The 25845-nt window shown below is 60.9% G+C and carries 35 protein-coding genes; 32 read left to right on the top strand and 3 right to left on the bottom strand.

Annotation, left to right across the window (positions count from 1 at the left end; genetic code table 11):
• Nucleotides 1–22: 22 nt before the first annotated feature.
• Genes JQM68_RS01800 through JQM68_RS01815 form a run of 4 tightly spaced genes read left to right on the top strand, consistent with a single transcriptional unit; the run spans nucleotide 23 to nucleotide 5874 of the window.
• Nucleotides 23–1693: an HlyD family efflux transporter periplasmic adaptor subunit gene (locus JQM68_RS01800; RefSeq protein WP_235221202.1), complete on the top strand. Its 1671-nt coding sequence runs from the start codon at nucleotides 23–25 to the stop codon at nucleotides 1691–1693.
• Nucleotides 1694–1697: 4 nt separating this feature from the next.
• Nucleotides 1698–2399, top strand: coding sequence for an ABC transporter ATP-binding protein (locus JQM68_RS01805; RefSeq protein WP_328283706.1), 702 nt, complete (start codon nucleotides 1698–1700; stop codon nucleotides 2397–2399).
• Entirely contained in the window at nucleotides 2396–3649 is a 1254-nt protein-coding gene (locus JQM68_RS01810) for an ABC transporter permease (protein WP_235221203.1), read from the top strand. Before JQM68_RS01805 ends, JQM68_RS01810 begins: the two co-directional genes overlap by 4 nt.
• Nucleotides 3650–3663: 14 nt before the next feature.
• Nucleotides 3664–5874 (top strand): S-layer homology domain-containing protein, encoded by a 2211-nt coding sequence (locus tag JQM68_RS01815; RefSeq protein ID WP_235221204.1) that lies wholly within the window; start codon nucleotides 3664–3666, stop codon nucleotides 5872–5874.
• A gap of 39 nt (nucleotides 5875–5913) precedes the next feature.
• Here JQM68_RS01815 and JQM68_RS01820 read toward each other — a convergent pair whose 3' ends face one another.
• Nucleotides 5914–6852 (bottom strand): alpha/beta hydrolase, encoded by a 939-nt coding sequence (locus JQM68_RS01820; protein WP_235221205.1) that lies wholly within the window; start codon nucleotides 6850–6852, stop codon nucleotides 5914–5916.
• A gap of 76 nt (nucleotides 6853–6928) precedes the next feature.
• On the opposite strand from JQM68_RS01820, the gene glpK reads away from it, so the two are divergent.
• The 4 genes from glpK (at nucleotide 6929) to JQM68_RS01840 (ending at nucleotide 10605) form a co-directional block, all read left to right on the top strand.
• The gene (glpK, locus tag JQM68_RS01825) at nucleotides 6929–8440 is read left to right on the top strand and encodes a glycerol kinase GlpK (RefSeq protein ID WP_235221206.1); all 1512 of its coding nucleotides are present in this window, start codon (nucleotides 6929–6931) and stop codon (nucleotides 8438–8440) included.
• A 114-nt stretch (nucleotides 8441–8554) separates the two neighbouring features.
• Nucleotides 8555–8932 (top strand): zinc ribbon domain-containing protein, encoded by a 378-nt coding sequence (locus JQM68_RS01830; RefSeq protein WP_235221207.1) that lies wholly within the window; start codon nucleotides 8555–8557, stop codon nucleotides 8930–8932.
• Nucleotides 8933–9040: 108 nt separating this feature from the next.
• Nucleotides 9041–10147 carry an SLC13 family permease gene (locus JQM68_RS01835; protein WP_235221208.1) on the top strand — a complete coding sequence of 369 codons (1107 nt, stop codon included), beginning with the start codon at nucleotides 9041–9043 and terminating at the stop codon, nucleotides 10145–10147.
• Nucleotides 10148–10227: 80 nt separating this feature from the next.
• A complete protein-coding gene (locus tag JQM68_RS01840; RefSeq protein WP_235221209.1) occupies nucleotides 10228–10605 on the top strand; it encodes a hypothetical protein in 378 nt (125 codons plus the stop codon).
• A 37-nt stretch (nucleotides 10606–10642) separates the two neighbouring features.
• On the opposite strand, the gene JQM68_RS01845 is transcribed toward JQM68_RS01840, so the two are convergent.
• Nucleotides 10643–11347, bottom strand: a complete 705-nt coding sequence (locus tag JQM68_RS01845; RefSeq protein ID WP_235221210.1) for an IMP cyclohydrolase — start codon at nucleotides 11345–11347, stop codon at nucleotides 10643–10645.
• Nucleotides 11348–11359: 12 nt separating this feature from the next.
• Complete coding sequence (locus tag JQM68_RS01850) at nucleotides 11360–11875, bottom strand: M48 family metallopeptidase (RefSeq protein WP_235221211.1); 516 nt, start codon at nucleotides 11873–11875, stop codon at nucleotides 11360–11362.
• 174 nt (nucleotides 11876–12049) lie between these two features.
• On the opposite strand from JQM68_RS01850, the gene proS reads away from it, so the two are divergent.
• From proS to JQM68_RS01970, 24 genes are all read left to right on the top strand, one after another.
• Nucleotides 12050–13489: a proline--tRNA ligase gene (gene proS / locus JQM68_RS01855; RefSeq protein WP_235221212.1), complete on the top strand. Its 1440-nt coding sequence runs from the start codon at nucleotides 12050–12052 to the stop codon at nucleotides 13487–13489.
• Nucleotides 13490–13995: 506 nt separating this feature from the next.
• The gene (rpsJ, locus tag JQM68_RS01860; protein ID WP_235221213.1) at nucleotides 13996–14307 is read left to right on the top strand and encodes a 30S ribosomal protein S10; all 312 of its coding nucleotides are present in this window, start codon (nucleotides 13996–13998) and stop codon (nucleotides 14305–14307) included.
• A 263-nt stretch (nucleotides 14308–14570) separates the two neighbouring features.
• Nucleotides 14571–15290, top strand: coding sequence for a 50S ribosomal protein L3 (gene rplC / locus JQM68_RS01865; RefSeq protein ID WP_235221214.1), 720 nt, complete (start codon nucleotides 14571–14573; stop codon nucleotides 15288–15290).
• A gap of 18 nt (nucleotides 15291–15308) precedes the next feature.
• Nucleotides 15309–15932: a 50S ribosomal protein L4 gene (rplD, locus tag JQM68_RS01870; protein WP_235221215.1), complete on the top strand. Its 624-nt coding sequence runs from the start codon at nucleotides 15309–15311 to the stop codon at nucleotides 15930–15932.
• A complete protein-coding gene (gene rplW / locus JQM68_RS01875) occupies nucleotides 15932–16225 on the top strand; it encodes a 50S ribosomal protein L23 (protein ID WP_235221216.1) in 294 nt (97 codons plus the stop codon). The genes rplD and rplW overlap by 1 nt, the downstream gene beginning before the upstream one ends.
• 23 nt (nucleotides 16226–16248) lie before the next feature.
• A complete protein-coding gene (gene rplB, locus JQM68_RS01880) occupies nucleotides 16249–17082 on the top strand; it encodes a 50S ribosomal protein L2 (protein ID WP_235221217.1) in 834 nt (277 codons plus the stop codon).
• A 14-nt stretch (nucleotides 17083–17096) separates the two neighbouring features.
• Nucleotides 17097–17360, top strand: coding sequence for a 30S ribosomal protein S19 (gene rpsS / locus JQM68_RS01885; RefSeq protein WP_235221218.1), 264 nt, complete (start codon nucleotides 17097–17099; stop codon nucleotides 17358–17360).
• Between the two features lie 19 nt (nucleotides 17361–17379).
• Nucleotides 17380–17724 carry a 50S ribosomal protein L22 gene (gene rplV, locus JQM68_RS01890; protein ID WP_235221219.1) on the top strand — a complete coding sequence of 115 codons (345 nt, stop codon included), beginning with the start codon at nucleotides 17380–17382 and terminating at the stop codon, nucleotides 17722–17724.
• Nucleotides 17725–17742: 18 nt separating this feature from the next.
• Nucleotides 17743–18627, top strand: coding sequence for a 30S ribosomal protein S3 (gene rpsC, locus JQM68_RS01895; RefSeq protein ID WP_235221220.1), 885 nt, complete (start codon nucleotides 17743–17745; stop codon nucleotides 18625–18627).
• Entirely contained in the window at nucleotides 18627–19049 is a 423-nt protein-coding gene (gene rplP, locus JQM68_RS01900; protein WP_235221221.1) for a 50S ribosomal protein L16, read from the top strand. Before rpsC ends, rplP begins: the two co-directional genes overlap by 1 nt.
• Nucleotide 19050: 1 nt before the next feature.
• The gene (gene rpmC, locus JQM68_RS01905; RefSeq protein ID WP_235221222.1) at nucleotides 19051–19254 is read left to right on the top strand and encodes a 50S ribosomal protein L29; all 204 of its coding nucleotides are present in this window, start codon (nucleotides 19051–19053) and stop codon (nucleotides 19252–19254) included.
• A gap of 17 nt (nucleotides 19255–19271) precedes the next feature.
• Nucleotides 19272–19538, top strand: coding sequence for a 30S ribosomal protein S17 (gene rpsQ / locus JQM68_RS01910; RefSeq protein ID WP_213039397.1), 267 nt, complete (start codon nucleotides 19272–19274; stop codon nucleotides 19536–19538).
• A 14-nt stretch (nucleotides 19539–19552) separates the two neighbouring features.
• On the top strand, nucleotides 19553–19921 hold the full coding sequence (rplN, locus tag JQM68_RS01915) for a 50S ribosomal protein L14 (RefSeq protein ID WP_235221223.1): 369 nt from the start codon (nucleotides 19553–19555) through the stop codon (nucleotides 19919–19921).
• Nucleotides 19922–19934: 13 nt separating this feature from the next.
• Nucleotides 19935–20246, top strand: coding sequence for a 50S ribosomal protein L24 (gene rplX, locus JQM68_RS01920; RefSeq protein ID WP_412758444.1), 312 nt, complete (start codon nucleotides 19935–19937; stop codon nucleotides 20244–20246).
• Nucleotides 20247–20263: 17 nt separating this feature from the next.
• Complete coding sequence (rplE, locus tag JQM68_RS01925) at nucleotides 20264–20803, top strand: 50S ribosomal protein L5 (RefSeq protein WP_235221224.1); 540 nt, start codon at nucleotides 20264–20266, stop codon at nucleotides 20801–20803.
• A 14-nt stretch (nucleotides 20804–20817) separates the two neighbouring features.
• Entirely contained in the window at nucleotides 20818–21003 is a 186-nt protein-coding gene (locus JQM68_RS01930) for a type Z 30S ribosomal protein S14 (RefSeq protein ID WP_235221225.1), read from the top strand.
• A 310-nt stretch (nucleotides 21004–21313) separates the two neighbouring features.
• Complete coding sequence (gene rpsH / locus JQM68_RS01935) at nucleotides 21314–21712, top strand: 30S ribosomal protein S8 (RefSeq protein ID WP_235221226.1); 399 nt, start codon at nucleotides 21314–21316, stop codon at nucleotides 21710–21712.
• A gap of 16 nt (nucleotides 21713–21728) precedes the next feature.
• Entirely contained in the window at nucleotides 21729–22274 is a 546-nt protein-coding gene (rplF, locus tag JQM68_RS01940; protein WP_235221227.1) for a 50S ribosomal protein L6, read from the top strand.
• Between the two features lie 14 nt (nucleotides 22275–22288).
• Entirely contained in the window at nucleotides 22289–22648 is a 360-nt protein-coding gene (gene rplR, locus JQM68_RS01945) for a 50S ribosomal protein L18 (protein ID WP_235221228.1), read from the top strand.
• Between the two features lie 18 nt (nucleotides 22649–22666).
• The gene (gene rpsE, locus JQM68_RS01950; protein ID WP_235221229.1) at nucleotides 22667–23167 is read left to right on the top strand and encodes a 30S ribosomal protein S5; all 501 of its coding nucleotides are present in this window, start codon (nucleotides 22667–22669) and stop codon (nucleotides 23165–23167) included.
• Nucleotides 23168–23180: 13 nt separating this feature from the next.
• Nucleotides 23181–23363 carry a 50S ribosomal protein L30 gene (rpmD, locus tag JQM68_RS01955; RefSeq protein ID WP_235221230.1) on the top strand — a complete coding sequence of 61 codons (183 nt, stop codon included), beginning with the start codon at nucleotides 23181–23183 and terminating at the stop codon, nucleotides 23361–23363.
• Between the two features lie 14 nt (nucleotides 23364–23377).
• Nucleotides 23378–23818 (top strand): 50S ribosomal protein L15, encoded by a 441-nt coding sequence (gene rplO / locus JQM68_RS01960; RefSeq protein ID WP_235221231.1) that lies wholly within the window; start codon nucleotides 23378–23380, stop codon nucleotides 23816–23818.
• A gap of 1 nt (nucleotide 23819) precedes the next feature.
• Nucleotides 23820–25190, top strand: a complete 1371-nt coding sequence (gene secY / locus JQM68_RS01965) for a preprotein translocase subunit SecY (protein ID WP_235221232.1) — start codon at nucleotides 23820–23822, stop codon at nucleotides 25188–25190.
• Between the two features lie 18 nt (nucleotides 25191–25208).
• Complete coding sequence (locus JQM68_RS01970) at nucleotides 25209–25841, top strand: adenylate kinase (RefSeq protein WP_235221233.1); 633 nt, start codon at nucleotides 25209–25211, stop codon at nucleotides 25839–25841.
• The last annotated feature ends 4 nt before the right edge of the window (nucleotides 25842–25845 follow it).

Below are 25845 nucleotides of genomic sequence, written 5' to 3' on the forward strand. Positions count from 1 at the left end.
GACATATGAAGGAGAAACGGATATGGCAGAGATCATGGAAAGAGAGGAACTGGCCCCGGACACGGCGGAGACCGCGCCCAAAGCGGCTGAAAAGCCCAAGGACGGAAAATGGAAGAATATGCCCCGGAAAAAGCGCCGCCGCATCATTCGCTGGTGTGTGATATTGGTGGTCCTGGCGCTCATCGGGGCGTTGCTGCTGAAGATGTTCGGCGGGAAACAGGAAGCGGAAAAGCAGGTGGTGACGGACTACGTGCAGTACGGCGCCATCACCGCCACGGTAGAGGGCAGCGGCATCGTCAAGGCCAAGAGCAGCGAGAGCATTTCCATCACCACCACCGGCACGGTCATGGACGTTCTGGTCACAGAGGGCCAGGAGGTCACCGCCGGCACGCCGCTGTTCACCGTGGATTCTCCCGCCGCCCAGGCGGCGGTACAGAAGGCCCGGAGCCAGGTGGAGGGCTATGAAAAGCAGCTTTCCACCGCCCTGAAGGACATTGCGGGGCTGAATCTGGCGGCGCCGTATTCCGGCAAGCTGATGGAAGTCGCCGCCCTGAACCCCGGCGATACCATCTCCAGGGGCCAGGTGGTGGCGAAGCTCAACGACGATACCCATTTGCGGCTGGAACAGTATTACAGCTACGCCTATGCCGGTGAGCTGAAAGCGGGCCAGACCGTGGATGTGTCCATCCCCGCCCTGATGACCACCATCCCCGGCACGGTGGAGACGGTCCATATGGTCAGCCGCATCACCCCGGAGGGCTCCAAGCTGTTCTCCGCCGAGATCGTGGTGGAGAACGAGGGCGCCCTGACAGCGGACATGGCGGCTTCCGCCACCGCCGTAGTGAACGGCGAGACCGTCTACCCCTATGAGCCGGGCAAGCTGGAGTACTGCCGCACCGGGGAGCTGAAGTCCACCGTGGACGGCACCGTGCTCTCCAGCGACCTTGTGAACTATCTCCAGGTCTCCGCCGGGCAGGTACTGGTGCGTATCGACGGCGAGGAGAGCGAGAGCGAGATCTTCACCATTGAGCAGAGTTTGGAGGAGGCCCGGGAGGAGCTGGAAAAGGCGGAGAAGAACCTGGCCAACTGCAATGCCGTGGCGCCCATCGACGGCAAGGTCATCGGCCTGTCCATCCAGTCCGGCGACGAGATCAACACCCAGCAGCCCATTTTGACCATTTCCGATACCCGCTCCCTCATCGTCAACGCCACGGTGGACGAGCGGAACATCAGCTACATCAAGCCCGGCATGATGGTGGACCTGGACCAGTGGGGCAACGCGGCCATGGGCACGGTGGAGAGCGTCAGCCTGTCCAGCACCGTCAGCAATGGCGTGGCCACCTATCCCATGGTGGTGTCCATGGACAACAGCGAGGGGGCCATCCAGGTCAACAGCAACATCCAGTATTCCCTGGTCGCCAGCCAGAACGACAACTGCCTCGTCCTGCCCATCCAGGCGGTGCGGACGGTGTCCCTGGAGGACGGTTCCACCGCCACGGTGGTCTATGTCTCCGGAGACCGGCCGGACAACGCCCTGGACGGCGTCATGGCGGACGAGGAGATCCCCGATGGCTTCTGGGCCGTGCCGGTGGAGATCGGCATTTCCGATAACTACAATGTGGAGATCAAGTCCGGTGTGGAGGAGGGGACCGAGGTGTTCACCCAGATCCAGACCATGGAAGCCTGGGGTTGATGCCATGGCGAAGCTGATCACACTGCGGGACGTGTATAAGATCTACGGCGAGGGCCTGGAAAGCGAGGTCCGTGCCCTGGACGGCGTGTCCCTGGATATTGAGCGGGGCGAGTTCGTGGCCGTGGTGGGCCAGTCCGGTTCCGGCAAGTCCACCATGATGAATGTGCTGGGCTGCCTGGACATCCCCACCCGGGGAGAGTACTTTCTGGACGGCACCGATGTCCAGGAGCTGACGGACAAGGAGCTCAGCCGCATCCGCAACAAGCAGATCGGATTCATTTTCCAGCAGTATAATCTGATCCAGTCCCTGACGGTGCTGGAAAACGTGGAGCTGCCCCTGATTTATCAGGGCATCAACGCCGATGACCGCTACGACATGGCCATGGCCGCCCTGGAGCGGGTGGGACTGGCGGGCCGGGTCAAGCACAAGCCGGCGGAGATGTCCGGCGGCCAGCAGCAGCGGGTGGCCATCGCAAGGGCCATCGCCACGAAACCGCCCATCATCATGGCCGACGAACCCACCGGCGCGCTGGACTCCCGGACGGGCCAGGAGGTGCTGAAGTTCCTCCAGCAGCTCAACAGGGAGGGCAGCACCGTCATCCTCATTACCCACGACAACGGCATTGCCGCCACCGCCCGCCGCGTCGTGCGGCTTCAGGACGGCAAAATCGTGGAGGACCATGGCCAGGAGGTGGATTGGCTGTGAATATCCAACAGGCCGTGAAAATGGCGTGGAAGTCCATCTGGGGCAAGAAAGGCCGCTCCGCCCTGACGATTTTGGGCATCTTTATCGGCATCGCCGCCGTCATGACCATCGTCTCGGTGATGGAGGGCATGAAGCAGAAGACCATGGAGCAGTTTGAGGCCATGGGCAGCAACCGCATCACCGTCAGCATTTACAGCTGGATGTACGACGAGGACGGCAACGATATTTCCAAGGATTACTTCCCGGACCTGTACGATTACTGCAACGGCATGAAGGAGTATGTCATGGGTATTACACCCACGGGCTACTGCAATGCCACGGTATCCTACGGCACGAAATCCACCGCCAATATGCAGTACAGCTGGGACGAAATGGGCAATCCCGTGGGCGACATTCCGCCCAGCCTGTATTACGGCAGTGACCAGTACGCCGCCTGCAATAATCTCACCATTGCCAAGGGCCGGGACCTGGCCCAGCTGGACATTGAGAAGTACAACCAGGTCTGCGTCATGGGCGCTCAGGCGGCCAAGATCTTTTTTGGTTCCGCCAATCCCGTGAACCAGACCGTGCAGGTCAACGGCCAGAATTTCCTGGTGGTGGGCGTGTATGCCTCCCGCCTCAGCGAGGAGAGCGCCGGCGCTAGCACCCTGGATAATTTCATCGTGTTCCCCTATACGGCCAGACGGGTGCTGGGCGGCGAGAAGCCCACGGAATTCCTGGTGAAGGCCCGCAGCAGCGAGGACATGACCGAGGCCATCTCCCGGCTCAGCGGCTTTTTGCGGGGCCTGGTGGACCAGAATACCGGCGGCTACAACGTCTATTCCGAGAGCCAGTGGCAGCAGTCCAATGAGTACCTGACCATGATCGGCATGGTGCTGGCGGGCATCGCGGCCATCAGCCTGCTGGTGGGCGGCATCGGCATTATGAATATCATGCTGGTGACGGTGACGGAGCGGACCCGGGAAATTGGCATCCGCCGGGCCATCGGCGCCCAGCGGGGGAGCATCGTGGCCCAGTTCCTCATCGAGGCGGCCATGCTCTGCGGCATCGGCGGCATCGTGGGCATCGCTTTCGGAACCTTAGGCAGCATGGCATTGAGCACGCTGATGTTCCAGATGACGATCTACCCGTCGCCCGCCGTGACGATCGGTTCCTTCTCCCTGTCGGTGGTGCTGGGCGTGATCTTCGGCAGCTACCCGGCGGTGAAGGCGTCCAAACTCCAGCCTGTGGAAGCCCTGCGGGCGGAATAAGGAGGAAAACAGATATGAAACAACGAATTTTCGCGCTGCTGCTGGCGGTGTGCATGGCATCGTCCCTGCTGGCTGTGCCCGCCGCGGCGGCGGATACCGTCCGCTTTTCCGACGTCAGCGACCAGGATACCGCCGTGGCGGTGGAGACCCTGCGGCTGATGGGTGTGCTGGACGGCTACGGCGACGGCAGCTTCCGCCCCTCCGCCCAGCTGAACCGGGCGCAGTTCTGCAAAATGGCGGTCTACGCCATGAATGGCGAGAGCGAGCTGGGCCTGTACCGCACCGTCACGGTGTTCCCGGATGTGAAGCCCTCCCACTGGGCCTCCGCCTACATCAATATGGCGGCCAAGGGGAAGAACGTCATTTCCGGCTATCCTGACGGCAAATTCCACCCGGAGCGCACCGTCACCCTGGGCCAGGCGGCCACCATCCTGCTGCGGCTGCTGGGCTACAAGGATGAGAACGTGGGCGGCGTGTGGCCGGACAGCTACATGGCCGTAGCCGCCACCATCGGACTCACCGACGGCGTGGGGGACAACGGCAACGCCCCCCTGACCCGGAGCCAGGCGGCGAAGCTGTTTTTGAACCTGCTCCGGGCGGAGAAGCAGGACGGCTCCAAGTATCTTGCGTCCCTCGGCACCGCCAGGGACACCGTGCTGGCGTCCTCCGCCGCCGGAAATGACGGCAAGTCCTTCAAGACGGCCGACGGCAGCGAGTTTGCGCTGGCCTCCGGCAAGACGCCCAGCGGCATCCTGAACGGACGGAAGGGCACCCTGCTGCTGAACAAGAACGGCAAGGCCGTGACCTTTGTGCCGGACGCCGCCGGCTCCAACCGGACGGTCACCATCGCCTCCTGCACCGCGACGCAGATCACAGACACCAGCGGCGTCAAGTACACGCTGAAAAGTGACACCGCTACCTATTACAACGGCACAGAGACTACCTGGGCGGCGGTCTTCGCGTGGCTCCACGCCGGGAATACCGTCACGCTGAGCCTGGACAGCTCCGGCGCCGTGACCTATGTGTTCGTGGGCGGCGGCAGCAAGGCTGAGGCGGCGGTCATCATCTATGAGAACGGCTCCTCCGTGGGCTTTGACGCCATCACCGGCGGCGTGACCGGATACAGCATCTACAAAAACGGCTCCTCCGCCGGACTGGGCGACCTGCGGAAGTACGATGTGGCGACCTATTCCAGCGCCACCAATTCCATCCGGGTCTGCGACACCCGGGTGACGGTGTACTACGAGGGCTGCGAGCCCAGCCCCAGGGAACCCTCCAGCATCACGGTCCTGGGCGGCATGAAGCTGACGGCGCTGCCCACGGCCGCGGAGAGCCTCTCCAAGTTCAAGCCCGGCGACCAGATGACGCTGCTGCTGACGGAGGACGGCCAGGTGGCCGGGGCCGTGGAAGCCAGCGGCACCAGTGCCCGGGGCAATGCCGTGGGCATCGTCCGGGACGGAACCGTCCAGTTCCTGTGCGGCACCGCCAAGCTGGAGGTCAGGAGCAGTCAGGCGGCGGAGCTTGATGGCCAGATCGTCCGCATTTCTTCCAATCAGAGCGGCGTTACGCTGTCCCGCCTCATCGGCGGCACCGGCGGCGACCTGGATGTGGACGCGAAAAAGCTGGGCGGCAAGGCTCTGGCGGAGAGCGTCCTGATCTTCGAGAACGGCAAAGAGACCACGCTGGACCAACTCACCAGCGGCGTCATCCCCTCCAATGAGATCCTCTACGCCCGGACCAACTGGGCCGGGAAGGTGGACCTGATCGTGCTGGGCAGCACCAGCGGCGACACGGTGTACTATGGAAAGGCTGATGTTACTGAGTCCACAAAGACAGGCGAATTGGGAACCTATAAAGTCAGAACCCTTCAGGTAATTTGCGGAGACGGAAAAACGGTAGGCCCCTATGAAATAGGCTCTGGAATCAACACCGGCGATTATGTAGCTGTCACTATTGGAACTCGAAAGATAGAGGATGGCACAGAGAAGTATGTCTCCAGTCTGACGAAGCTGACAGAGCTGAAGAACATTCCCAACAGCGCCTGGAGCGGCAGCTCCGCCGTTACCGTGGGCGGACGGACCTACCGGGTGAGCGCCGACGTGCCCTGCTACAACAAGGACACCGGCACCTGGATGACCCTCTCCGAGGCCCATGCCTACGCCAGTGTTTCCAACCTCTATGTGAAGGACGGCACCGTCCGGGTCGTGGAAGTCAAACACGGGTAAAATAAGAAGGAACGGACCGTTCAGGTCCGTTCCTTTTCTTTATACCCTTGCGGGGATACGGCTGTTCAGCCATTGGAGGATGTCGCCGTACACCGCCTCCCGGCAGTCCTCGTTCAGGATCTCGTGCCGCAGCTCCGGGTAGAGCTTCAGGGAGACACTGCGTACCCCAGCCTTGCGGAAGCTCTCGTAAGCCCGCTTCACACCCTTGCCGCACTCGCCCACCGGGTCCATCTCGCCGGAGATGAACAGAATGGGCGTGTTCAGGTTCATCTTTCGCAGATTCTCCGGCTTCGCGATGAACCGCATGCCGCCCAGCATTTCCCGGAACAGGCCAATGGTGGGGTTTCCCGCGCACAGGGGGTCGGCGATGTACCGGTCCACATTGTCGGTGTTGATGCTGATCCAGTCGAACCCGGTGCGGTTCGGGGCGAAGAGCTTGTTGTAGGTGCCGAAGGCCAGCTTCTGCACGAGGGGACTGGACCGGTCTTCTCCCACCCGGCGGGCTTCCTCGGTGGCCACGGCCCTGCCGCCGGCGATGACCGCCGGGGGCATCTGACCGGTGCCCATGAGGATAGCGCCGTCCACGGTGCCGGGATAACGGATGAGGTAGGTCCGGGCCAGGAAAGAGCCCATGGAGTGGCCCAGCAGGAAATAGGGCACGCCGGGGAACCGCCTGCCCGCCAGCTGGCGGCGGGTGTAGATGTCATTTACCACCCAGTTCCAGCTGCCCTTGGGACCGAAGTACAGCCGTGGGGCACCCTCCGCCACGGACTGGCCGTGGCCCAGGTGGTCATGGCCCACCACGGCGAAACCGTGAGTGGTCAGATACTCCGCAAAGGGCTCATACCGCAGGATGTACTCCGCCACGCCGTGGGAAATCTGCAGAACGGCCCGGACTTCTCCCTCAGGGACCCACTCCACCGCATGGATGGCGGTATGTCCGTCGGCGGACGGGAAAGTAAATTCGTTTCTGACCATGGAAAAACCCGCCTCCTTGTGTTATATTGGAACCATCATATCATATGTTTTCAACAATTACCAGAGGAGGCCGCCAATGGAAACTTATATTGCCGCCATGGACCAGGGGACCACCAGCTCCCGGGCCATTCTGTTCAACCGGGCGGGGGAGATCGTCTCCCGTGCCCAGTATCCCTTCCGGCAGATCTATCCCCAGCCCGGCTGGGTGGAGCACGATCCGGTGGAGCTTTGGAACATGGAGAAGAAAGCCCTGGCGGAGGCGGTGGACGCCGCCCACATCGACCCCAAGCAGATCGCGGCCCTGGGCATCACCAACCAGCGGGAGACCACGGTCCTTTGGGAGCGGGCCACCGGGCAGCCGGTGTATAACGCCATTGTGTGGCAGTGCCGCCGCACCGCCGCCATCTGCGACCGGCTGAAAGCCGACGGTTGGTCGGAGGCGGTGACGGACAAGACCGGATTGCTGATCGACGCCTACTTTTCCGGCACGAAGATCAAATGGATCCTGGACAATGTCCCCGGCGTCCGGCAGCGGGCGGAGCGGGGCGAGCTGTGCGCCGGCACGGTGGATTCCTGGCTCATCTGGAATCTGACCGCCGGGAAGGTCCATGTGACGGACTACTCCAACGCCTCCCGGACCATGCTGTTCAACATCCATACGCTGCAATGGGACGAGGACCTGTGCCGCGCCCTGGACATTCCCATGTCCCTGCTGCCCCAGCCCCGGCCCAACAGTGAGGTCTACGGCACGGTGGCGGGGGGGATCCCCGGCCTGGAGTCTCTTGCGGGCATTCCTATCTGCGGCAGCGCCGGAGACCAGCCCGCCGCCCTGTTCGGCCAGGCCTGCTACCTGCCGGGCCAGGCGAAAAATACATACGGCACCGGCTGCTTTACCCTGATGAACGTGGGCGGACAGGCGGTGCGCTCCCGGGCGGGGCTGGTGACCTCCGTGGGCTGGTCCGTGGGCGGAAAGCTGACTTACGCTCTGGAGGGCAGCGTGTTCAACGCCGGCAGCACCATCCAGTGGCTGCGGGATGAGCTGGGGCTTATCCGGTCGGCGCCGGAGTGCGACCGGCTGGCGGAGAGCGTGCCCACCTCCGGCGGCGTGTATGTGGTGCCCGCCTTTACCGGCCTGGGCGCGCCCTATTGGGATATGTACGCCCGGGGCACCATCGTGGGTCTGACCCGGGGCACCACCCGGGCCCATATCGCCCGGGCGGTGCTGGACTCCATCGCCTTCCAGGTGACGGACCTGGTGCGGGCCATGAACGACGACGCTCCCTGTCCCCTCACCACGCTGCGGGTGGATGGCGGCGCGTCGGTCAGCGACATCCTGATGCAGACCCAGGCGGACCTGCTGCGCCTGCCGGTAGACCGTCCCGCCCAGGTGGAGACCACCGCCTTCGGCGCGGCGGCGCTGGCGGGGCTGGCCGCGGGCGTATGGAGCGGCCTGGAGGAGCTGGCGGGCCTGCGCCGCAGCCAGCACGTGTTCCTGCCCCTGCGGGAGGAGGACGCCTGTGCCGCCGATTACCGCCAGTGGCGCAGGGCGGTGGAGCGGTCCCGCATGTGGATTGAAAACGAATTGTAAATAAACAAAAAATGGATTGCGTTTGCCGAAAAAGCAGGGTATACTGATTTCGATAAGCAAGATCATGCTTTGAAAGGACAGGCCGAAAGGCCTTAGTGAAAGGAGTTTTTCAGGATGGCGTTTTCTTTTGATGAACTGACGAAAAAGGCGAAGGATATGGCGAATCTGGCAGCTGATAAGGCCAAGGATGCCGCGGAGCTGACCAAGATCAGCGTGGCGATCGCCGGAGAGCAGAAGGAGATCGACAAGAACTACCGTACCATCGGCGAGTGGTTCGTCAATGAGTACGAGGGCGAGATCCCCGATGCCGTCCGGGAAATGGTGGAGGCCGTGGCCGCTTCCAAGGCGAAGATCGCCGAGCTGGAGGCCAGCAAGCCCACCAAGGAAGAGCCTGTGGCGGAGGCGGCGCCTGCCGCCAAGAAGTGCCCCATCTGCGGCGCGGAGTCCGACAGCAAGTTCTGCCCCAAGTGCGGCGCCCCCATGGGTGAATAAACGGAAAAGTAATCAGTTTGAGAGCACCCCGGCAAAGCCGGGGCGCTCTTGCGTTTTCTGACAGAATATGTTATCCTGTGGCCGGATTTTGAAGCGGAGGAAACGGCCATGGCGAGGATTTGGAGATTTGTCAAAAAAGAAGCGGTGCTTTGCATCGCGGCAATGTGCGCGGTGCTGACCATGTTTTTGGTGCCGCCGGACGGCGGCTATCCCGGCTACATCGACCTGCGGGTGCTGTGCCTGCTGCTGTGCCTGATGGCGGTGGTGGCGGGATTTCGCTCCTGCGGCGCCTTTCAATGGCTGGCCTGTCAATTACTGTCCTGGGGCGGCAGAGGCCGTGGGTTGGCGGTGACGCTGGTGCTACTGCCCTTTTTCAGCGCCATGCTGGTGACCAACGATGTGGCGCTGCTGACCTTCGTTCCCTTTACGCTGCTGCTGTTGGAGACCCTGGACTGCCGGGAAGCGGCTATCCCGCTGCTGGTATTACAGACCATCGCGGCGAACCTGGGAAGCATGGCCACCCCGGTGGGGAACCCCCAAAACCTCTTCCTGTACGCCGCCTACAGCCTGTCTGCCGGGGAGTTCTTCTCCGTGATGCTGCCGCTGACCGCGATCAGCCTGGTGTGTTTGACGGCAGCGTCCCTGCCGGTGCTGCCGAAGGAGCTGGCGGTGCCGGAGCTGGCTCCGGCGGTCATTCGAAACGCCAAGCGGCTGGCACTATACGGTATCCTGTTCCTGCTGTGTCTGTTGACGGTGTTCCGGGTGTTGCCCTACGGTATCCTGACGGTACTGGTGCTGGCGGCCGTTGCCGCCGTGGAACCAAAACTGCTGAAAACGCTGGACTACGGCCTGCTGGCGACCTTCGTGTGCTTTTTCATCGTCTCCGGGAACCTGGGGCGGGTGGAGGCGGTGCGGGCCTTCCTGCAAGCGCTGCTGGAGCGCAGCACCCTGCTGACGGCTACACTCACCAGCCAGGTCATCAGCAACGTTCCGGCGGCGGTGCTGCTGTCCGGTTTCACGGACAACTGGCGGCCGTTGCTGGAGGGCGTGAATATCGGCGGCCTGGGGACTCCAGTGGCGTCTCTTGCCAGCCTCATCACCCTGAAGCTCTATCTGCGCTGGCCCGGAGCGAAGCCGGGGCGGTATCTGGCGGTATTTACCCTGGCAAATCTGGCGGGACTGGCGGTCCTGCTGGCGGCAGCATATTTCCTGTAAAGCTGTTGCATTTGCTATTTTGAAATTCCAACTGATTTGGTATGATACTGCCAAGAAATCATAAAGAGGGAGGTCTTTCCGTGCCGTTGTTTGAATTGAAGTCCCTGTCCCAGACCTGCGTTTTGGAGAACGCCACCGACGATTACCGCTCCGCCCGCAAGGTGGGCCAGTTCCGCATCGGAGAAAAAGCGGCCTATCTGCCCGGCTTTCCCGGCACCCGGTATGTGCCCTACGACGCCGTGTCCCACGCCTGGACGAAAAAGACCTCCATCACGGTGAAGGGCTGTTGCGGCAAGGCGCTGCCCATGGTCCGCTTCCGGATGTTCTACGACGGGGAGTTCTACCAGGATTTCATGTTTGACAAGCTGGAGGATGCCAATACTGCCCTGGACATCCTCCACACCGCCCGGCCGGACATCCCGCTGGAGCGGGAGAGCACTGAGTGGCGGGCTGTCTGAGAAAAACACCGTTGGGAACTTCCCAACGGTGTTTTTCTCAGAACTTATTTTTGATGACCTGGGTGTATTCGCCGCTTTTCAGGTCGATGTACCGCACGAACAGGGACACCTTGTTGTCCGGGTTCAGCGCATCCCACATCCGGTCCGCCAGGACTTCGGCACTGGGCGCGTCCAGGATGACCCGCTCCGGCTCGCCCTCGAAGGAGGGGAGGGGACTGCCGTCACCCATGTAGGTGTGGATGAAGCGGCCCTCACCGGCCAGAGGATGGTCGTAGGTATAGAAGTACCGCAGGCAGCAGGAGGGGTCGCCGTCGGCGGACTTCAGGATGGACAGCTTGAAGCTGCCGTCGGGGGAAATCAGGCCGGAGATGCGGGGGGTGTAGTTGGGGCCGTCGGGCTCAAACTCCCGGCTGTGCAGGGCGGAGGCAAAGGTCTTGCCCGCCAGCAGGCCGTCCCGGACGGTGTCGGTCTGGTCGCCGTTGGTGACCACCAGGCTGTCACCCACCTGACGGACGGGGTGGTAGATGATGAGGCTGGGGTCCGTCATCTTGGAGGGGTCGTGGGCCTCGGTGCGGATGCCGTCCCCGGTGACGGTGAACACCCGGTTCCGGGAGTTCTCGCTGCGGCCCATGATGAAGTAGGCGGCCACGGCGTATTGGTTGTCGGCGCTGCGGCCCAGGACAATGCCCCGGCCGGGGTAGGGGGTGCTGCTCAGCAGCTGCATGAGATCCAGTTTGTTCATGTTGCGGCTCCTTTATCTCAAAAGTTTTTTGCGTTCCTTGTAGTCCGGGAGGTATTGGCCCAGCAGGGCGTAGAACCGGGGGCCGTGATTTTTCTCCCGGATGTGGCACAGCTCATGGACCACCACCAGGTCGATGGCCTCCTCCGGGCAGTCCATGAGAAAGCAGGAAAAGCACAGGCTGTTTTTCCCGCTGCAGCTCCCATACCGCTTCCGGGCGGCGGTGATCTTCAGCCCGGTGGGGCGGATGCCCATTTTTTCGCTCCAATACGCCACTTTCCCCGGCAGAATGGCCCGGGCCTTCGCTTTCAGGGCGGTAATATCTGCCTCCGTGGGGGGCGGTGGGGCGGAGGTCATCCGCTGCCGCTGCTGCTCCAGATGGGCCTGTATCCAGACGGTATGGCTTTCCACGAAAGCGTCGATTTTGGCCTGGGACAGCCGCAGGGGTGCCCGGACCAGCACCCGGCAGTCCCGGGTGATCTCCAGCGCCAGGGTCCTCCGGCGGGAGCGGATCAGTTCGTAAGATTCCATGGGACTAAGAATATCACGGGAAACCGGAAAACACAAGAGAAAATCGAAAAAAGGTAGTACCATATTCAAAGCAGGGAAGGTTGACATTTCTGCCCGGAATGGATACAATAATACCTTAGTGAAAACCGCGTGTGCGATACATTATCATAATATAGCAGCAAAGGATTTGAGATTATGGCACAGGATAAGAGACAAGTGGACGCCATCACTGCCCGGGACGTGGATTTCGCCCAGTGGTACACCGACGTCTGCAAAAAAGCCGAGCTGATCGACTATACCTCCGTGAAGGGTATGTTCATCTACCGCCCCTATGGCTACGCCATCTGGGAGAACATCCAGAAGGAGCTGGACAAGCGGTTCAAGGAGACGGGACATGAGAACGTGTATCTGCCCGTTCTGATCCCCGAGTCCCTGCTCCAGAAGGAGAAGGACCACGTGGAGGGATTTGCCCCTGAGTGCGCCTGGGTCACCATGGGCGGCAGCGAGAAGCTGGAGGACCGCCTCTGCGTCCGCCCCACCTCCGAGACTCTGTTCTGCGAGCATTACGCTAACATCATCCACTCCTGGCGGGACCTGCCCAAGAAGTACAACCAGTGGTGCTCCGTCCTGCGGTGGGAGAAGACCAGCCGTCCTTTCCTGCGCCACCGGGAGTTCCTGTGGCAGGAGGGCCACACCATGCATGCCACCGAGGAAGAGGCCCGGGAAGAGACCATGCAGATGCTGAACATCTACGCCGACTTCATGGAGAACTTCCTGGCCATGCCCGTCATCCGGGGCCGCAAGACCGAGAAGGAGAAGTTCAAGGGCGCTGAGGAGACCTACACCGTGGAGTGCATGATGCACGACCACAAGGCTCTCCAGGCCGGCACCAGCCACTATTTCGGCGACGGCTTTGCCAAGGCCTTCGACATCACCTTCGCCGGCAAGGACAACCAGCCCCACCATCCCCATCAGACGAGCTGGGGCGTGTCCACCCGCATGATCGGCGGCATCATCATGACCCACGGCGACGACAACGGCCTGGTGCTGCCTCCCCGGGTGGCCCCCATCCAGGCGGTGGTCATCCCCGTGGCCCAGCACAAGCCCGGCGTTCTGGACGCCGCCGCCGCCCTGCGTGACCGTCTGACCGCGGCGGGTATCCGTGCCAAGATGGACGATTCCGACAACTCTCCCGGCTGGAAGTTTGCCGAGTATGAGATGAAGGGCGTGCCCCTGCGGGTGGAGATCGGTCCTAAGGACATGGAGAAGGAGCAGTGCGTCATCGCCCGCCGGGATACCGGCGAGAAGGTGATGGTGCCTCTGGCGGAGCTGGAGGACAGGGTGGCGGAGCTGCTGGACGCCGTCCACGACAATATGTACGCCATGGCGCTGAAGAACCGTGAGGACAACACCTTCGACATCAAGACCCCCGAGGAGGCCAAAGCCATCGCCGACGGCAAGGGCGGCTTCCTGCGGTCCAAGTGGTGCGGCTCTCTGGAGTGCGAAATGGCCATGAAGGAGCGGGCGGGCGTTTCCTCCCGCTGCATGCCTCTGGCACAGTCCGGCACCGAGGGCGTGTGCCCCGTGTGCGGCAAGAAGTGCACCACTGATATTTACTGGGGTGTAGCATATTAAAGAGGGGACTTCGTCCCCCCCCCTTTAGATTCCCCCTCACCAGTGAAGCGTTCTTCACTGGTGTCGCCGCCCAAGGCGGCTGGGTCAATGTATTTTTGTCAGGCGCATGTCCTGACAAAAATGATTGAAATGCAAAAAGGAATTACCTCCAAAAATTTCTGAAAAATTTCATCAAAAACGGAGAAAATCCTCTTGACATCAAGGGGATTTTCTTTTATTATATAGAGGCTGTGCGGCAGGGGATGCCCTGTCCGCGGCACTGCGATGAACCGGGAGATTGCTCCGAGAGGAGGTAACTTCCGGGGAGTATGTCCGATAATCGGGCGGCTGAGAAGTTCTGTGCGTCGCGTAGATCGCCACGCCATGAACAGAGTACCGGCCTGCTTTGTGCCGGTATTTTTCATGAGCTGGAATGATACGCACGGATAAGCGTATAGAAAATCTCTCGCCGTAGGTCGTCGAGACTGCGTGACAAAACGACGTACGAAATCAGGAGGAAACAAACCATGGCACAGAAAGAAATGATCCGCATTCGTCTGAAGGCCTATGACCACCAGGTCATCGACCAGAGCGCAGAGAAGATCGTCGAGACTGCCAAGCGCACCGGCGCCGAGGTCTCCGGCCCCATCCCTCTGCCCACCAAGAAGGAAGTCGTCACCATCCTGCGGGCCGTGCACAAGTACAAGGACAGCCGCGAGCAGTTCGAGCGCCGCACCCACAAGAGACTGATCGACATCACCAAGTCCACTCCCAAGACCGTCGAGGCTCTGATGGCCCTCGAGCTGCCTGCCGGCGTGGAGATCGAGATCAAGCTGTAAAGCTGGTTTCGTACGCACTCCCTCATTTAAATAGTTTGCTGTCCCAAGTCCGTGCCACAGGGTTCCCGTCGCAAACCAGCGCAGCATTTGCAACGGGAAAAGGAAAAAGGAACTAAGCGAGCGGAATTTTTCGCAAAGCGGAAAATGAAGCGGAGCGGAGTTTCTTTTGACGCGGACGGGTCATGTCGGCAGAGCAATGCGGCGGGGACCCAACCCCGGATGTATCTAAGCCGACCAATAACCTATCAGGAGGAGAATACACAATGAAAGCTATCATCGGCAAAAAAGTGGGCATGTCCCAGATTTTTGACGAGAACGGCCATGTGATCCCCGTCACCGTCATCGAGGCGGGTCCCTGCACGGTCGTTCAGAAGAAGACTTCCAAAAAGGAAGGCTACCAGGCTGTTCAGCTGGGCTTCGAGGATGTCCCCGAGCGTAAGCTGACCAAGCCCGAGATGGGCCACCTGAACAAGGCTGGCGTGTCTCCCAAGAAGTACCTGCGCGAGTTCGACCTGGAGAACGCCGCCGAGCTGAACATCGGCGACATCGTTAAGGCCGACACCTTCAAGGCCGGCGACTTCGTCGACGTCACCGGTATCAGCAAGGGCCATGGCTATCAGGGCGTTATCAAGCGTCACGGCGCTCACCGCCTGAAGGAGACCCACGGTTCCGGTCCTGTCCACCGTCACGCCGGCTCCATGGGCTCTTCCACCGATCCCTCCCGGATCTTCAAGGGCAAGATCGGCGCCGGACACATGGGTGTTGACCAGGTCACCGTCCAGAACCTGTCCGTCGTGAAGGTCGATCCCGAGCTGAACATGCTGGTCGTCTGCGGCGCCGTTCCCGGCCCCAAGGGCGGTCTGGTGACCATCAAGTCCACCGTCAAGGTCCACAAGGTCAAGCAGGCCGGCGCTGACATCAGCAAGAACCCGCAGAAGGCTTCCGGCCGCAACCCGCAGAAGGCTTCCGCCAGAAACAAGTAAGAAAGGGGTGCTTGAGTAATGTCTACTATGAAGGTTTTGAACATGGCCGGCGCAGAAGTCGGCACTGTGGAACTGAACGACGCGATCTTTGGTATCGAGCCCAACGAAGCCGTTGTGCATGAAGTCGTCAAGAACCACCTGGCTAATTGCAGACAGGGCACCCAGAGCGCCCTCACCCGCGCCGAGGTTTCCGGCGGCGGCAAGAAGCCCTGGCGTCAGAAGGGCACCGGCCACGCCCGTCAGGGCAGCACCCGTGCTCCCCAGTGGACCCACGGCGGCATCGTGTTCGCTCCCAAGCCCCGGGATTACAGCTACGTGCTGAACAAGAAGGTCAAGCGCCTGGCGCTGAAGTCCGTCCTGTCCGCCAAGGCTGCCGAGGGCAAGCTGGTCGTGATCGACTCTATCAAGATGGACGCCATCAAGACCGCTGACTTCCGCAAGTTCCTGACCGCTGTCGGCGTGGACGGCAAGGCCGTCGTCGCCACTCCCGCTGTTGACACCGTCATCGTCAAGAGCGCCCGGAACATCCCCGGCGTGCTGACCACCCCCGCCGCGCAGCTGAATGTCTATGACATCCTCAACGCGCAGTATCTGGTCGTGGATCAGGCCGCCCTCGCAAAAATCGAGGAGGTGTACGCATAATGACTGCTTACGATATCATTATCCGTCCCATCATCACCGAGCGTGCCATGTCCGGCGCCGCCGACAAGAAGTATGTCTTCGAGGTCGCCAAGGACGCCGGCAAGATCGAGATCAAGAAGGCTGTTGAGGAGATTTTCGGCGTGAAGGTCGCTTCCGTCAACACCCTGACTGTCCCCGGCAAGGAAAAGCGCATGGGCGCCGGCCGTCCCGGTATGACCAAGACCTGGAAAAAGGCCTATGTCCAGCTGACTGCCGATTCCAAGACCATCGAGTTCTTCGAAGGCATGGTCTGATAACGGAAGGAGAGTAAAGCGATATGTCTATCAAAACTTTTAAGCCGACGACTCCCTCCCGCCGTCAGATGACGGTCTCCGGTTTCGACGGCATCGACAAGAAGGCCAAGCCCGAGCCCAGCCTGACCGAGACTCTGAAGAAGAGCTCCGGCCGCAACAGCTACGGCCGCATCACCGTCCGTCATCGCGGTGGCGGCAACAAGCGCAAGTACCGCGTTATCGACTTCAAGCGCGACAAGGTCGGCTCCGCCACCGTGCTGCGTCTGGAGTATGACCCCAACCGCAGCGCCAACATCGCCCTGATCGAGTATGAGGACGGCGAGAAGCGCTACATTCTGGCTCCTGTCGGCCTGAAGGCCGGTCACAAGATCATGACCGGTCCCGACGCCGATATTCTGCCCGGCAACGCTCTGCCCATCGCCAACATCCCCGTTGGTACCATCATCCACAACATCGAGCTGCATCCCGGCAACGGCGCCCAGCTGGTGCGCTCCGCCGGTACCGCCGCTCAGCTGATGGCCAAGGAAGGCAGCGACGCCCAGATCCGTATGCCCTCCGGCGAGGTTCGCATCGTGCGTACCAACTGCTACGCCACCATCGGTCAGGTGGGCAACATCGAGCACGAGAACATCAACATCGGCAAGGCCGGCCGTAAGCGTCACATGGGTTGGCGGCCCACCGTCCGCGGCTCCGTCATGAACCCCAATGACCACCCCCACGGCGGCGGCGAGGGCCGTGCGCCCGTCGGTCGTCCCGGCCCTGTCACTCCCTGGGGCAAGCCTGCTATGGGTTACAAGACCCGTAAGGGCAAGAATCCCACCAATAAGTTCATCGTGAAGCGTCGCAACGAGAAGTAAGGAGGCAAGTCAATATGAGCAGATCCATTAAAAAAGGCCCGTATGTTGCCCCTGAGCTTCTGAAGCGGGTCGAGGAAATGAACGCCAAGAACGAGAAGAAGGTCCTGAAGACCTGGAGCCGCAGCTCCACCATCTTCCCCGCCTTCGTCGGTCACACCATCGCCGTCCATGATGGCCGCAAGCACGTGCCCGTCTATGTCCAGGAGGACATGGTCGGCCACAAGCTGGGTGAGTTCGCTCCCACCCGCACCTTCCGCGGCCACCGGAAAGACAACTAAGTAAAGGAGGATGCAGAACATGGATAAGAAAGAAGCCAAAGCCTACCTGCGCTATGTCCGCATTTCTCCCCGCAAGGTCCAGATCGTCTGCGACCTGATCCGCGGCAAGGATGCCGGCACCGCCATGGCCATCCTGATGCAGACCCCCAAGGCCGCCTCCGAGCCTCTGATGAAGCTCCTGAAGAGCGCCTGCGCCAACGCCGAGAACAACTTCGGCATGGACCCCGCTAAGCTGGTGGTGTCCGAGGTCTTCGCCACTCCCGGCCCCATCCTGAAGCGGATGATGCCCCGGGCTCAGGGCCGTGCCTATCGTATCAACAAGCGCACTTCTCACGTCACCCTGGCTGTGACGGAAAAGGCATAAGAGGGAGGAGAACAGTTTATGGGACAGAAAGTTAATCCCCACGGCCTGCGCGTGGGCGTCATCAAAGACTGGGATTCCCGTTGGTATGCCAGTGATGAGAAGGTCGGCGATCTGATCGTCGAGGATCAGAAGATCCGTAAGTTCCTGAAGAAGACCCTGTACGGTGCCGGCGTGCCCAAGATCGAGATCGAGCGCAGCGCCGATGTCGTCACCATCTACCTGCACTGCGCCCGTCCCGGTGTTGTCATCGGCAAGGGCGGCGAGCAGATCGAGCAGTACCGTCTGGCCGTCGAGAAGATGATCGGCAAGAAGGTGAAGCTGAACATCGTCGAGGTCAAGAACCCCGACATGAACGCTCAGCTGGTGGCTGAGAACATCGCTCAGCAGCTGGAGAAGCGTATCTCCCACCGCCGCGCCATGAAGAACGCCATGGCCCGCGCCATGCGCGCCGGCGCCAAGGGCATCAAGACCTGCTGCTCCGGCCGTCTGGGTGGCCGCGAGATCGCTGGCGTTGAGCACTATCACGAGGGCACCATCCCCCTGCAGACCATCCGCGCCGACATCGAGTACGGCTTCGCGGAGGCCGCCACCACCTTCGGCCGCATCGGTGTGAAGGTGTGGATCTACAAGGGTGAGGTCCTGAGCCAGACCCTGCGCACCACTCCCCGCACCATGGACACCTCCAAGCCCTATCAGGAGCGTCGTGAGCGTCGTCCCCGCCGTGATGGTGACCGTCGTCCCGGCGGCTTCAACCGCGGCGGCCAGGGCGGTTTCAACCGTGACCGTCAGAACGGCGGCATGGGCCGCAACGGCCAGGGCCGTCCCCAGGGCGGTTTCAACCGCAACAACAACGCTCGCCCGGCTGCTCCCGCAGCCCCCGCTAAGGAAGGAGGAGCCCAGTAATGTTAATGCCCAAGAGAGTCAAATACCGCCGCATGCAGCGCGGCCGTATGACTGGTAAGGCCACCCGCGGCAACACCGTCGCTTACGGCGAGTATGGCCTGGTGGCCGAGGAGCCCGGCTGGATCAAGAGCAACCAGATCGAGGCTGCCCGTATTGCCATGACCCGTTACACCAAGCGTGGTGGTCAGGTCTGGATCAAGATTTTCCCCGATAAGTCCGTTACCATGAGAGCCGCCGACTCCCGTATGGGTTCCGGTAAAGGTAACCCCGAGTACTGGGTCGCCGTCGTGAAGCCCGGCCGTGTCATGTTCGAGATTGCCGGCGTGTCCGAAGATGTTGCCCGCGAGGCGCTGCGTCTGGCCAGCCACAAGCTGCCCATCAAGACGAAGATCGTCGCCCGCACCGAGGAAGCAGGTGAGTAAGATGAAGGCAAGTGAAATCCGTAAGATGACCCCCGAGCAGCTGAATGAGAAGCTGGCTGGCCTGAAGAAGGACCTCTTCTATCTGCGTATGCAGCACGCCACTAATCAGCTGGATAACCCCGTGAAGATCCGGGAGACCAAGCACGACATTGCCCGAGTCAAGACCGCGCTGGCGGAACTCGCCGCGGCTGACCAGAAGCAGTGAGAAGGAGGTAAGCGAACATGAACGAAGAGAAGAGAACTTCCTCCCGGAAGACCCGCGTTGGCAAGGTCGTTTCCGACAAGATGGACAAGACCGTGGTCGTCGCCATCGAGGACCGCGTGGCCCATCCTCTGTATAAGAAGATCGTTGGCCGTACCTACAAGCTGAAGGCTCATGACGAGCAGAACGCCTGCGGCGTCGGCGATAAGGTCAAGGTGATGGAGACCCGCCCCCTGTCCAAGGACAAGCGCTGGCGCGTGGTCGAGATCATTGAGAAAGCGAAGTAAGGAGGTGCCGAAGTATGATTCAGCAGGAAACTTTTCTGAAAGTCGCCGATAATACCGGCGCCAAAGAGATCAAGTGCATCCGCGTTCTGGGCGGCTCCAGCCGGAAGTTCGGCAACATCGGTGATGTGATCGTGGCTTCCGTCCGTAAGTCCACCCCCGGCGGCACTGTGAAGAAGGGCGAGGTCGTGAAGGCTGTTATCGTCCGCAGCGCCAAGGGCGTCCGCCGCAACGACGGCACCTATGTCCGCTTCGACGACAACGCTGCCGTCCTGATCAAGGACGACCACAACCCCAGAGGTACCCGTATCTTTGGGCCTGTGGCTCGCGAGCTGCGTGACAAGGATTATATGAAGATCCTGTCCCTCGCTCCCGAAGTGATTTGAGGAGGGCAGCGAAATGGCTATGAACGTTAAGAAGGGCGATACCGTTGTCGTCCTGTCCGGCAAGGACAAGGGCAAGCAGGGCAAGGTGCTGGGCACCGTTCCCGGCTCCCTGAAAGTTGTCGTGGAGGGCATCAACATGGTGACCTGCCACATCAAGCCCCGCCGTCAGGGCGAGGAGGGCGGCATCGTCAAGCGCGAGGCTGCCATCGCCGCCTGCAAGGTGCAGGTTGTGTGCCCCAAGTGCAAGAAGGCCACCCGCGTCGCCCACAAGGTCGAGGATGGCAAGAAGACCCGCGTGTGCAAGCACTGCGGCGCTGAGCTGTAAGAAAGGAGCGAGAACAAATGGCTAGACTGAAAGAGAAATACAATGCCGAAGTCGCTCCCGCTCTGATGAAGCAGTTCGGCTACAAGAGCGTCATGCAGATCCCCAAGATCGACAAGGTCGTCGTGAACGTGGGCTGCGGCGAGGCTCGTGAGAACTCCAAGGTCCTTGAGAACGTTGTCGGCGACCTGGCCCAGATCACCGGCCAGAAGCCCATCATCACCAAGGCCCGTAAGTCCATCGCTAACTTCAAGCTGCGTGAGGATATGCCCATCGGCGCCAAGGTCACCCTGCGGGGCGACAAGATGTGGGAGTTCCTGGACCGTCTGTTCAACGTGGCTCTGCCCCGTGTCCGTGACTTCCAGGGCATCAACCCCAACTCCTTCGACGGCCGCGGCAACTATGCCCTGGGCATCAAGGAGCAGCTGATCTTCCCCGAGATCGAGTACGACAAGATCGACAAGATCCGCGGCATGGATGTGGTCATCTGCACCACCGCTCACACCGATGAAGAGGCCCGCGCTCTGCTGGAGCAGGTCGGCGCTCCCTTCGCCCGCTAAGGAGGAAGAGACAAATGGCTAAGAAATCTATGATCCTGAAGCAGCAGGGCCCTGCGAAGTTCTCCACTCGCAAGTACAATCGCTGCAAGCTGTGCGGCCGCCCCCACGCTTACCTGCGTGACTACGGTGTCTGCCGTATCTGCTTCCGGGAGCTGGCCTACAAGGGCGAGATCCCCGGCGTGCGCAAGGCTTCTTTCTAAGAAAAAAATGGATTTGGCGCAGCGAAAAATACTTGACGAACCTCGGTTCTTCTGGTACGCTAGAAAAGTGGGACATTTCTACGGAAATGTGCCCACTGCGCCATGTTCAGATATAATTTCTTAAAAAACCGAGCCTGGCACAATTACTTTTTTGTAACCAGGGCCTATGATATGGGGGCCTGGCGATATACGGATGGCGAAAGGTCATGACTAATTGGGCACGAGCGTCAGCGGACTGCTCCATTAGCCATGATACCTCGCTGCCGGAGCGGTTCATCGAACCGCAACTCTATAAATAGGAGGATTTACCATGCATATCACCGATCCTGTTGCGGATATGCTGACCCGTATCCGCAACGCCAACAGTGCAAAGCACGACACCGTTGATGTCCCCGCTTCCAACATGAAGAAGAGCATCGCTCAGATCCTGCTGGATGAGGGCTACATCAAGAGCTTCACCGTGGTGGACGACGGCCTCCAGGGCATGATCCACATCACGCTGAAGTACAACGCGGGCAAAGAGAAGGTCATCACTGGCCTGCGCCGCGTTTCCAAGCCCGGCCTGCGCGTCTATGTGGGCGCCGATGAGCTCCCCCGCGTGCTGCGTGGCCTGGGTATCGCCATCATCTCTACGTCCAAGGGCGTCATGACCGACAAGAAGGCCCGCGAGCTGCATGTCGGCGGCGAAGTCCTGGCATTCGTCTGGTAAGGAGGGCAAACGAACAATGTCTAGAATTGGCAGAATGCCCATTACCGTTCCCGCCGGCGTCACCGTGAATGTCGCCGAGGGTAATGTGGTTACCGTCAAGGGACCCAAGGGCGAGCTGACTCGCGCGCTGCGCCCCGAGATGATCATTAAGCAGGAAGGCAATACGATCACCGTAGAGCGTCCTTCCGATGACAAGCTGCACCGCAGCGTGCACGGCCTGACCCGTACTCTGCTCCACAACATGGTCGTCGGCGTGACCGATGGCTTCAAGAAGGAGCTGGAGGTCAACGGTGTTGGTTACCGTGTGGCCAAGGAGGGCAAGAACCTGGTCATGAACCTGGGCTTCTCTCATCAGGTGATCGTTCCTGAGATCGAGGGCATTACCATTGATGTCCCCGCTCCCAATAAAATCGTCATCAGCGGCTGCGACAAGCAGGCCGTCGGCCAGTTCGCCGCTGAAGTCCGCGAGAAGCGTCCTCCCGAGCCTTATAAGGGCAAGGGCATCAAGTACGCTGACGAAGTTATCCGCCGCAAGGTGGGTAAGACCGGCGCTAAGAAGTAAGGAGGTGTGCCGATATGATTAAGAGACCCAATACCAACGCCCAGCGTCTGAAGCGCCACAAGAGAGTGCGCGCCAAGATCTCCGGCACCCCTGAGATGCCGCGTCTGAATGTGTTCCGCAGCGAGGCCAACATTTACGCCCAGGTCATCGACGATGTCAACGGCGTGACCCTGGCTTCCGCTTCCTCCCTGGATAAGGCCATCGAGGGTTACGGCGGCAATATCGCCGCTGCCACCGCCGTTGGCAAGCTGGTCGCCGAGCGCGCCAAGGCCAAGGGTATCGAGACGGTTGTTTTTGACCGCGGCGGTTACCTGTATCACGGCCGCGTGCAGGCCCTGGCTGAGGGCGCCCGTGAAGGCGGCCTGAAATTCTAAGGAAGGAGGAACGATACAATGCCTAGATTTGAAAGAGAGCAGAGCGAGTATATCGAGAAGGTCGTATACCTGAACCGCGTTTCCAAGACGGTGAAGGGCGGCCGCGTTATGAAATTCTCCGCCCTGGTCGTCGTTGGCGACGGTAAGGGCAAAGTGGGTTACGGCCTGGGCAAGGCCGCCGAAGTCCCCGAGGCTATCCGCAAGGGCATCGAGGCTGCCAAGAAGAACATGATCACCGTGACCCTGTCTGGCACCACCGTTCCCCACGAGACCATCGGTGAGGCTGGTGCCGGCCGCGTGCTGATGAAGCCCGCTGCCCCCGGTACCGGCGTGATCGCCGGCGGCGCTGTCCGTGCCGTCGTCGAGGCCGCAGGCATCAAGGACATCCGTACCAAGTGCCTGCGTTCCAACAACCCCAACAATGTCGTCGCCGCCGCTTTCCAGGGCCTGAAGAACATGCGTGGCCCCGAGGAGGTCGCCCGCATCCGCGGTAAGAGCGTCGAAGAGATCGTGGGTTAAGGAGGCGCTGAACATGGCAAACTTAAATATTAAGCTCGTCAAGAGTCTGAACGGCCGCCTGGAAAAGCAGGTTGCCACCGCACATTCCCTGGGCCTGCGCAAGATCGGTGACGTCACCGTGCAGCCCGACAACGATTCCACCCGCGGCAAGATCGCCAAGATCGGCTACATGCTGCAGGTCACTGAAGAGAAGTAAGGAGGCACGGAATTATGAAACTGAGCGAACTGTCTCCCGCCGAGGGCTCTGTCCGTCAGGCCTACCGCAAGGGCCGGGGCGCCGGCTCCGGCAACGGCAAGACCGGCGGCCGCGGTCACAAGGGTCAGAAGGCCCGCAGCGGCGGCAAGATCCGCGTGGGCTTCGAAGGCGGCCAGATGCCTCTGGCCCGCCGCATCCCCAAGCGCGGCTTCAACAACATCTTTGCAAAGCCCCTGGAGATCATCAACCTGAATGCTCTGAACGCCTTTGAGGACGGCGAGACCGTCACCGCCGAGGCGCTGTTGGCCAAGGGCATCCTCTCCAAGTGTGAGTATGGCTACAAGGTTCTGGGCAACGGTAAGGTTACCAAGAAGGTCAACGTGGAGGCTTCTGCTTTCTCCGCTTCTGCCAAGGAGGCTATCGAGGCAGCAGGCGGAAAGGCAGAGGTGAAGTAACGTGATCCAGACGATTCGCAAGGCATGGGGCATTCCCGAGCTGCGGAAAAAGATCATCTTCACACTCCTCATCCTGCTGATCTTCCGGATCGGTAATGCCATCACGGTGCCTTATATCAATGTCTCCGCGCTGAAGAGCCAGTTGGACATGATGGGTACCACCTATTTCGGACTGCTGAACGCCATGAGCGGCGGCGCCTTCGCGATGGCCACCGTTTTCGCCCTGAGCATCCAGCCCTATATCAACAGCTCCATTATTATCCAGCTGCTGACCGTCGCCATCCCCTATCTGGAGCGGCTGGCGAAGGACGGCGGCGAAGAGGGCAAGAAGAAGATCCAGTCCATCACCCGCTACACCACCGTGGCGATCGCCATCCTGCAGGCTGTGGGTTACTACTTCATGATGAAGCGGTACGACCTGCTGGCTGCCGATGGCATCTGGCCCGCCCTGGTCATCATCGTGACCTTGATCGCAGGTTCTTCCTTCGTCATGTGGATGGGTGAGCAGGTCACCGAATTTGGCGTCGGCAACGGTATTTCCATCATCCTGTTCGCCGGCATCATCTCCCGCGTGCCCAACATGATCAGCGGTATGATCGACGGTGTCAAGACCTGGTCCAGCGTGCGCAGCGGCACTCTGACTCTGGAGACCCTGACCTCCGCCGGTTACAGCGCTGAGCGGGCCCAGCAGGTGCTGGATTCCGCCATCGCCCCCTGGGGCGTGGTGCTGCTGATCGTCGGTATGCTGGCCCTGATCGTTTTCATCGTGTTCATCAACGACGCCGAGCGCCGCATTCCCGTGCAGTACGCCAAGCGTCAGGTGGGCCGCAAGATGTACGGCGGCCAGAGCACCAACCTGCCCATGAAGGTGAGCATGGCCGGCGTTCTGCCCATCATCTTCGCCCAGAGCATCGCTTCTCTGCCCATCACGGTGTGGAGCTTCATCGGTGTTCCTGCGGACGGCACGGTCTCCCGTGCGATCTACGATGCCATTGATACCAAGTCCGTCATCTACATGGTGGTGTACTTCATCATGATCATTGGCTTCAGCTACTTCTATTCCAGCATCCAGTTCAACCCCGTTGAGATCGCCAACAACCTGAAGAAGCAGGGCGGCTTCATTCCGGGCTTCCGTCCCGGCAAGCCCACTGTGGACTTCATCAAGAAGGTCCTGAACAAGATCACCCTGTTTGGCGCCATCTACCTGGGCGTTGTGGCGATCTGCCCCCTGATCGTGGGCAAGATCATCGGTAATTCCTCCGTGTCCATCGGCGGTACCTCTGTGATCATCGTCGTGGGCGTCGCGCTGGAGACCGTTAAGGCTCTGGAGTCCCAGATGCTGATGCGTCAGTACAAGGGCTTCCTGGAATAAGAGAGAAGGCGTTTCGATATGAAACTCATTCTGCTGGGCGCCCCCGGCGCCGGCAAGGGCACACAGGCCGACATCCTGTGTAAAGAGCTGGACATCCCCACCATCTCCACCGGCAACATCCTCCGCGCCGCCATCAAGAACGGAACTCCCACCGGCATGAAGGCCAAGGCCTACATGGACGCGGGCAAGCTGGTGCCTGATGACGTGATCATCGGCATCATCACCGAGCGGGTGGCCGAGGAGGACTGTGCCAACGGCTACATCCTGGACGGCGTGCCCCGCACCATCGCCCAGGCTGAGGCCATGGAGAAGGCCGGGATCGTGTTTGACGCCGTTGTTTCCATTGAGATCTCTGACGAGACTATTATGGAGCGCATGAGCGGCCGCCGGGTCTGCGAATCCTGCGGCGCCAGCTACCATCTGGTGGCTGTGCCTCCCAAGCAGGAAGGCATCTGCGATAAGTGCGGCGGCAAGCTGGTCCAGCGGAAAGATGATGCCCCCGAGACCGTGAAAGCGCGTCTTGAGGTCTATCATAAGGAGACTGAACCGCTGAAGGCGTTCTACGCCCAGCGGGGACTCCTGAAATCTGTGGAAAATCAGCCCTCTGTGGCGGAGACCTCTCAGGCCATCCTCCACGCGCTGGGGAGATGAGCGC

The sequence above is a fragment of the Oscillibacter valericigenes genome (genome assembly GCF_021531435.1).
GTDB classification, from domain to species: domain Bacteria; phylum Bacillota; class Clostridia; order Oscillospirales; family Oscillospiraceae; genus Oscillibacter; species Oscillibacter valericigenes_B.

What these genes read in the sequence shown, in the direction of transcription:
- JQM68_RS01800 (WP_235221202.1), top strand. Translation starts at nt 23, where the DNA reads ATGGCAGAGATCATGGAAAGAGAGGAACTGGCCCCGGACACGGCGGAG.
- JQM68_RS01805 (WP_328283706.1), top strand. Translation starts at nt 1,698, where the DNA reads ATGGCGAAGCTGATCACACTGCGGGACGTGTATAAGATCTACGGCGAG.
- JQM68_RS01815 (WP_235221204.1), top strand. Translation starts at nt 3,664, where the DNA reads ATGAAACAACGAATTTTCGCGCTGCTGCTGGCGGTGTGCATGGCATCG.
- JQM68_RS01820 (WP_235221205.1), bottom strand. Translation starts at nt 6,852, where the DNA reads ATGGTCAGAAACGAATTTACTTTCCCGTCCGCCGACGGACATACCGCC.
- glpK (WP_235221206.1), top strand. Translation starts at nt 6,929, where the DNA reads ATGGAAACTTATATTGCCGCCATGGACCAGGGGACCACCAGCTCCCGG.
- JQM68_RS01830 (WP_235221207.1), top strand. Translation starts at nt 8,555, where the DNA reads ATGGCGTTTTCTTTTGATGAACTGACGAAAAAGGCGAAGGATATGGCG.
- JQM68_RS01835 (WP_235221208.1), top strand. Translation starts at nt 9,041, where the DNA reads ATGGCGAGGATTTGGAGATTTGTCAAAAAAGAAGCGGTGCTTTGCATC.
- JQM68_RS01845 (WP_235221210.1), bottom strand. Translation starts at nt 11,347, where the DNA reads ATGAACAAACTGGATCTCATGCAGCTGCTGAGCAGCACCCCCTACCCC.
- JQM68_RS01850 (WP_235221211.1), bottom strand. Translation starts at nt 11,875, where the DNA reads ATGGAATCTTACGAACTGATCCGCTCCCGCCGGAGGACCCTGGCGCTG.
- proS (WP_235221212.1), top strand. Translation starts at nt 12,050, where the DNA reads ATGGCACAGGATAAGAGACAAGTGGACGCCATCACTGCCCGGGACGTG.
- rpsJ (WP_235221213.1), top strand. Translation starts at nt 13,996, where the DNA reads ATGGCACAGAAAGAAATGATCCGCATTCGTCTGAAGGCCTATGACCAC.
- rplC (WP_235221214.1), top strand. Translation starts at nt 14,571, where the DNA reads ATGAAAGCTATCATCGGCAAAAAAGTGGGCATGTCCCAGATTTTTGAC.
- rplD (WP_235221215.1), top strand. Translation starts at nt 15,309, where the DNA reads ATGTCTACTATGAAGGTTTTGAACATGGCCGGCGCAGAAGTCGGCACT.
- rplW (WP_235221216.1), top strand. Translation starts at nt 15,932, where the DNA reads ATGACTGCTTACGATATCATTATCCGTCCCATCATCACCGAGCGTGCC.
- rplB (WP_235221217.1), top strand. Translation starts at nt 16,249, where the DNA reads ATGTCTATCAAAACTTTTAAGCCGACGACTCCCTCCCGCCGTCAGATG.
- rpsS (WP_235221218.1), top strand. Translation starts at nt 17,097, where the DNA reads ATGAGCAGATCCATTAAAAAAGGCCCGTATGTTGCCCCTGAGCTTCTG.
- rplV (WP_235221219.1), top strand. Translation starts at nt 17,380, where the DNA reads ATGGATAAGAAAGAAGCCAAAGCCTACCTGCGCTATGTCCGCATTTCT.
- rpsC (WP_235221220.1), top strand. Translation starts at nt 17,743, where the DNA reads ATGGGACAGAAAGTTAATCCCCACGGCCTGCGCGTGGGCGTCATCAAA.
- rplP (WP_235221221.1), top strand. Translation starts at nt 18,627, where the DNA reads ATGTTAATGCCCAAGAGAGTCAAATACCGCCGCATGCAGCGCGGCCGT.
- rpmC (WP_235221222.1), top strand. Translation starts at nt 19,051, where the DNA reads ATGAAGGCAAGTGAAATCCGTAAGATGACCCCCGAGCAGCTGAATGAG.
- rpsQ (WP_213039397.1), top strand. Translation starts at nt 19,272, where the DNA reads ATGAACGAAGAGAAGAGAACTTCCTCCCGGAAGACCCGCGTTGGCAAG.
- rplN (WP_235221223.1), top strand. Translation starts at nt 19,553, where the DNA reads ATGATTCAGCAGGAAACTTTTCTGAAAGTCGCCGATAATACCGGCGCC.
- rplX (WP_412758444.1), top strand. Translation starts at nt 19,935, where the DNA reads ATGGCTATGAACGTTAAGAAGGGCGATACCGTTGTCGTCCTGTCCGGC.
- rplE (WP_235221224.1), top strand. Translation starts at nt 20,264, where the DNA reads ATGGCTAGACTGAAAGAGAAATACAATGCCGAAGTCGCTCCCGCTCTG.
- JQM68_RS01930 (WP_235221225.1), top strand. Translation starts at nt 20,818, where the DNA reads ATGGCTAAGAAATCTATGATCCTGAAGCAGCAGGGCCCTGCGAAGTTC.
- rpsH (WP_235221226.1), top strand. Translation starts at nt 21,314, where the DNA reads ATGCATATCACCGATCCTGTTGCGGATATGCTGACCCGTATCCGCAAC.
- rplF (WP_235221227.1), top strand. Translation starts at nt 21,729, where the DNA reads ATGTCTAGAATTGGCAGAATGCCCATTACCGTTCCCGCCGGCGTCACC.
- rplR (WP_235221228.1), top strand. Translation starts at nt 22,289, where the DNA reads ATGATTAAGAGACCCAATACCAACGCCCAGCGTCTGAAGCGCCACAAG.
- rpsE (WP_235221229.1), top strand. Translation starts at nt 22,667, where the DNA reads ATGCCTAGATTTGAAAGAGAGCAGAGCGAGTATATCGAGAAGGTCGTA.
- rpmD (WP_235221230.1), top strand. Translation starts at nt 23,181, where the DNA reads ATGGCAAACTTAAATATTAAGCTCGTCAAGAGTCTGAACGGCCGCCTG.
- rplO (WP_235221231.1), top strand. Translation starts at nt 23,378, where the DNA reads ATGAAACTGAGCGAACTGTCTCCCGCCGAGGGCTCTGTCCGTCAGGCC.
- JQM68_RS01970 (WP_235221233.1), top strand. Translation starts at nt 25,209, where the DNA reads ATGAAACTCATTCTGCTGGGCGCCCCCGGCGCCGGCAAGGGCACACAG.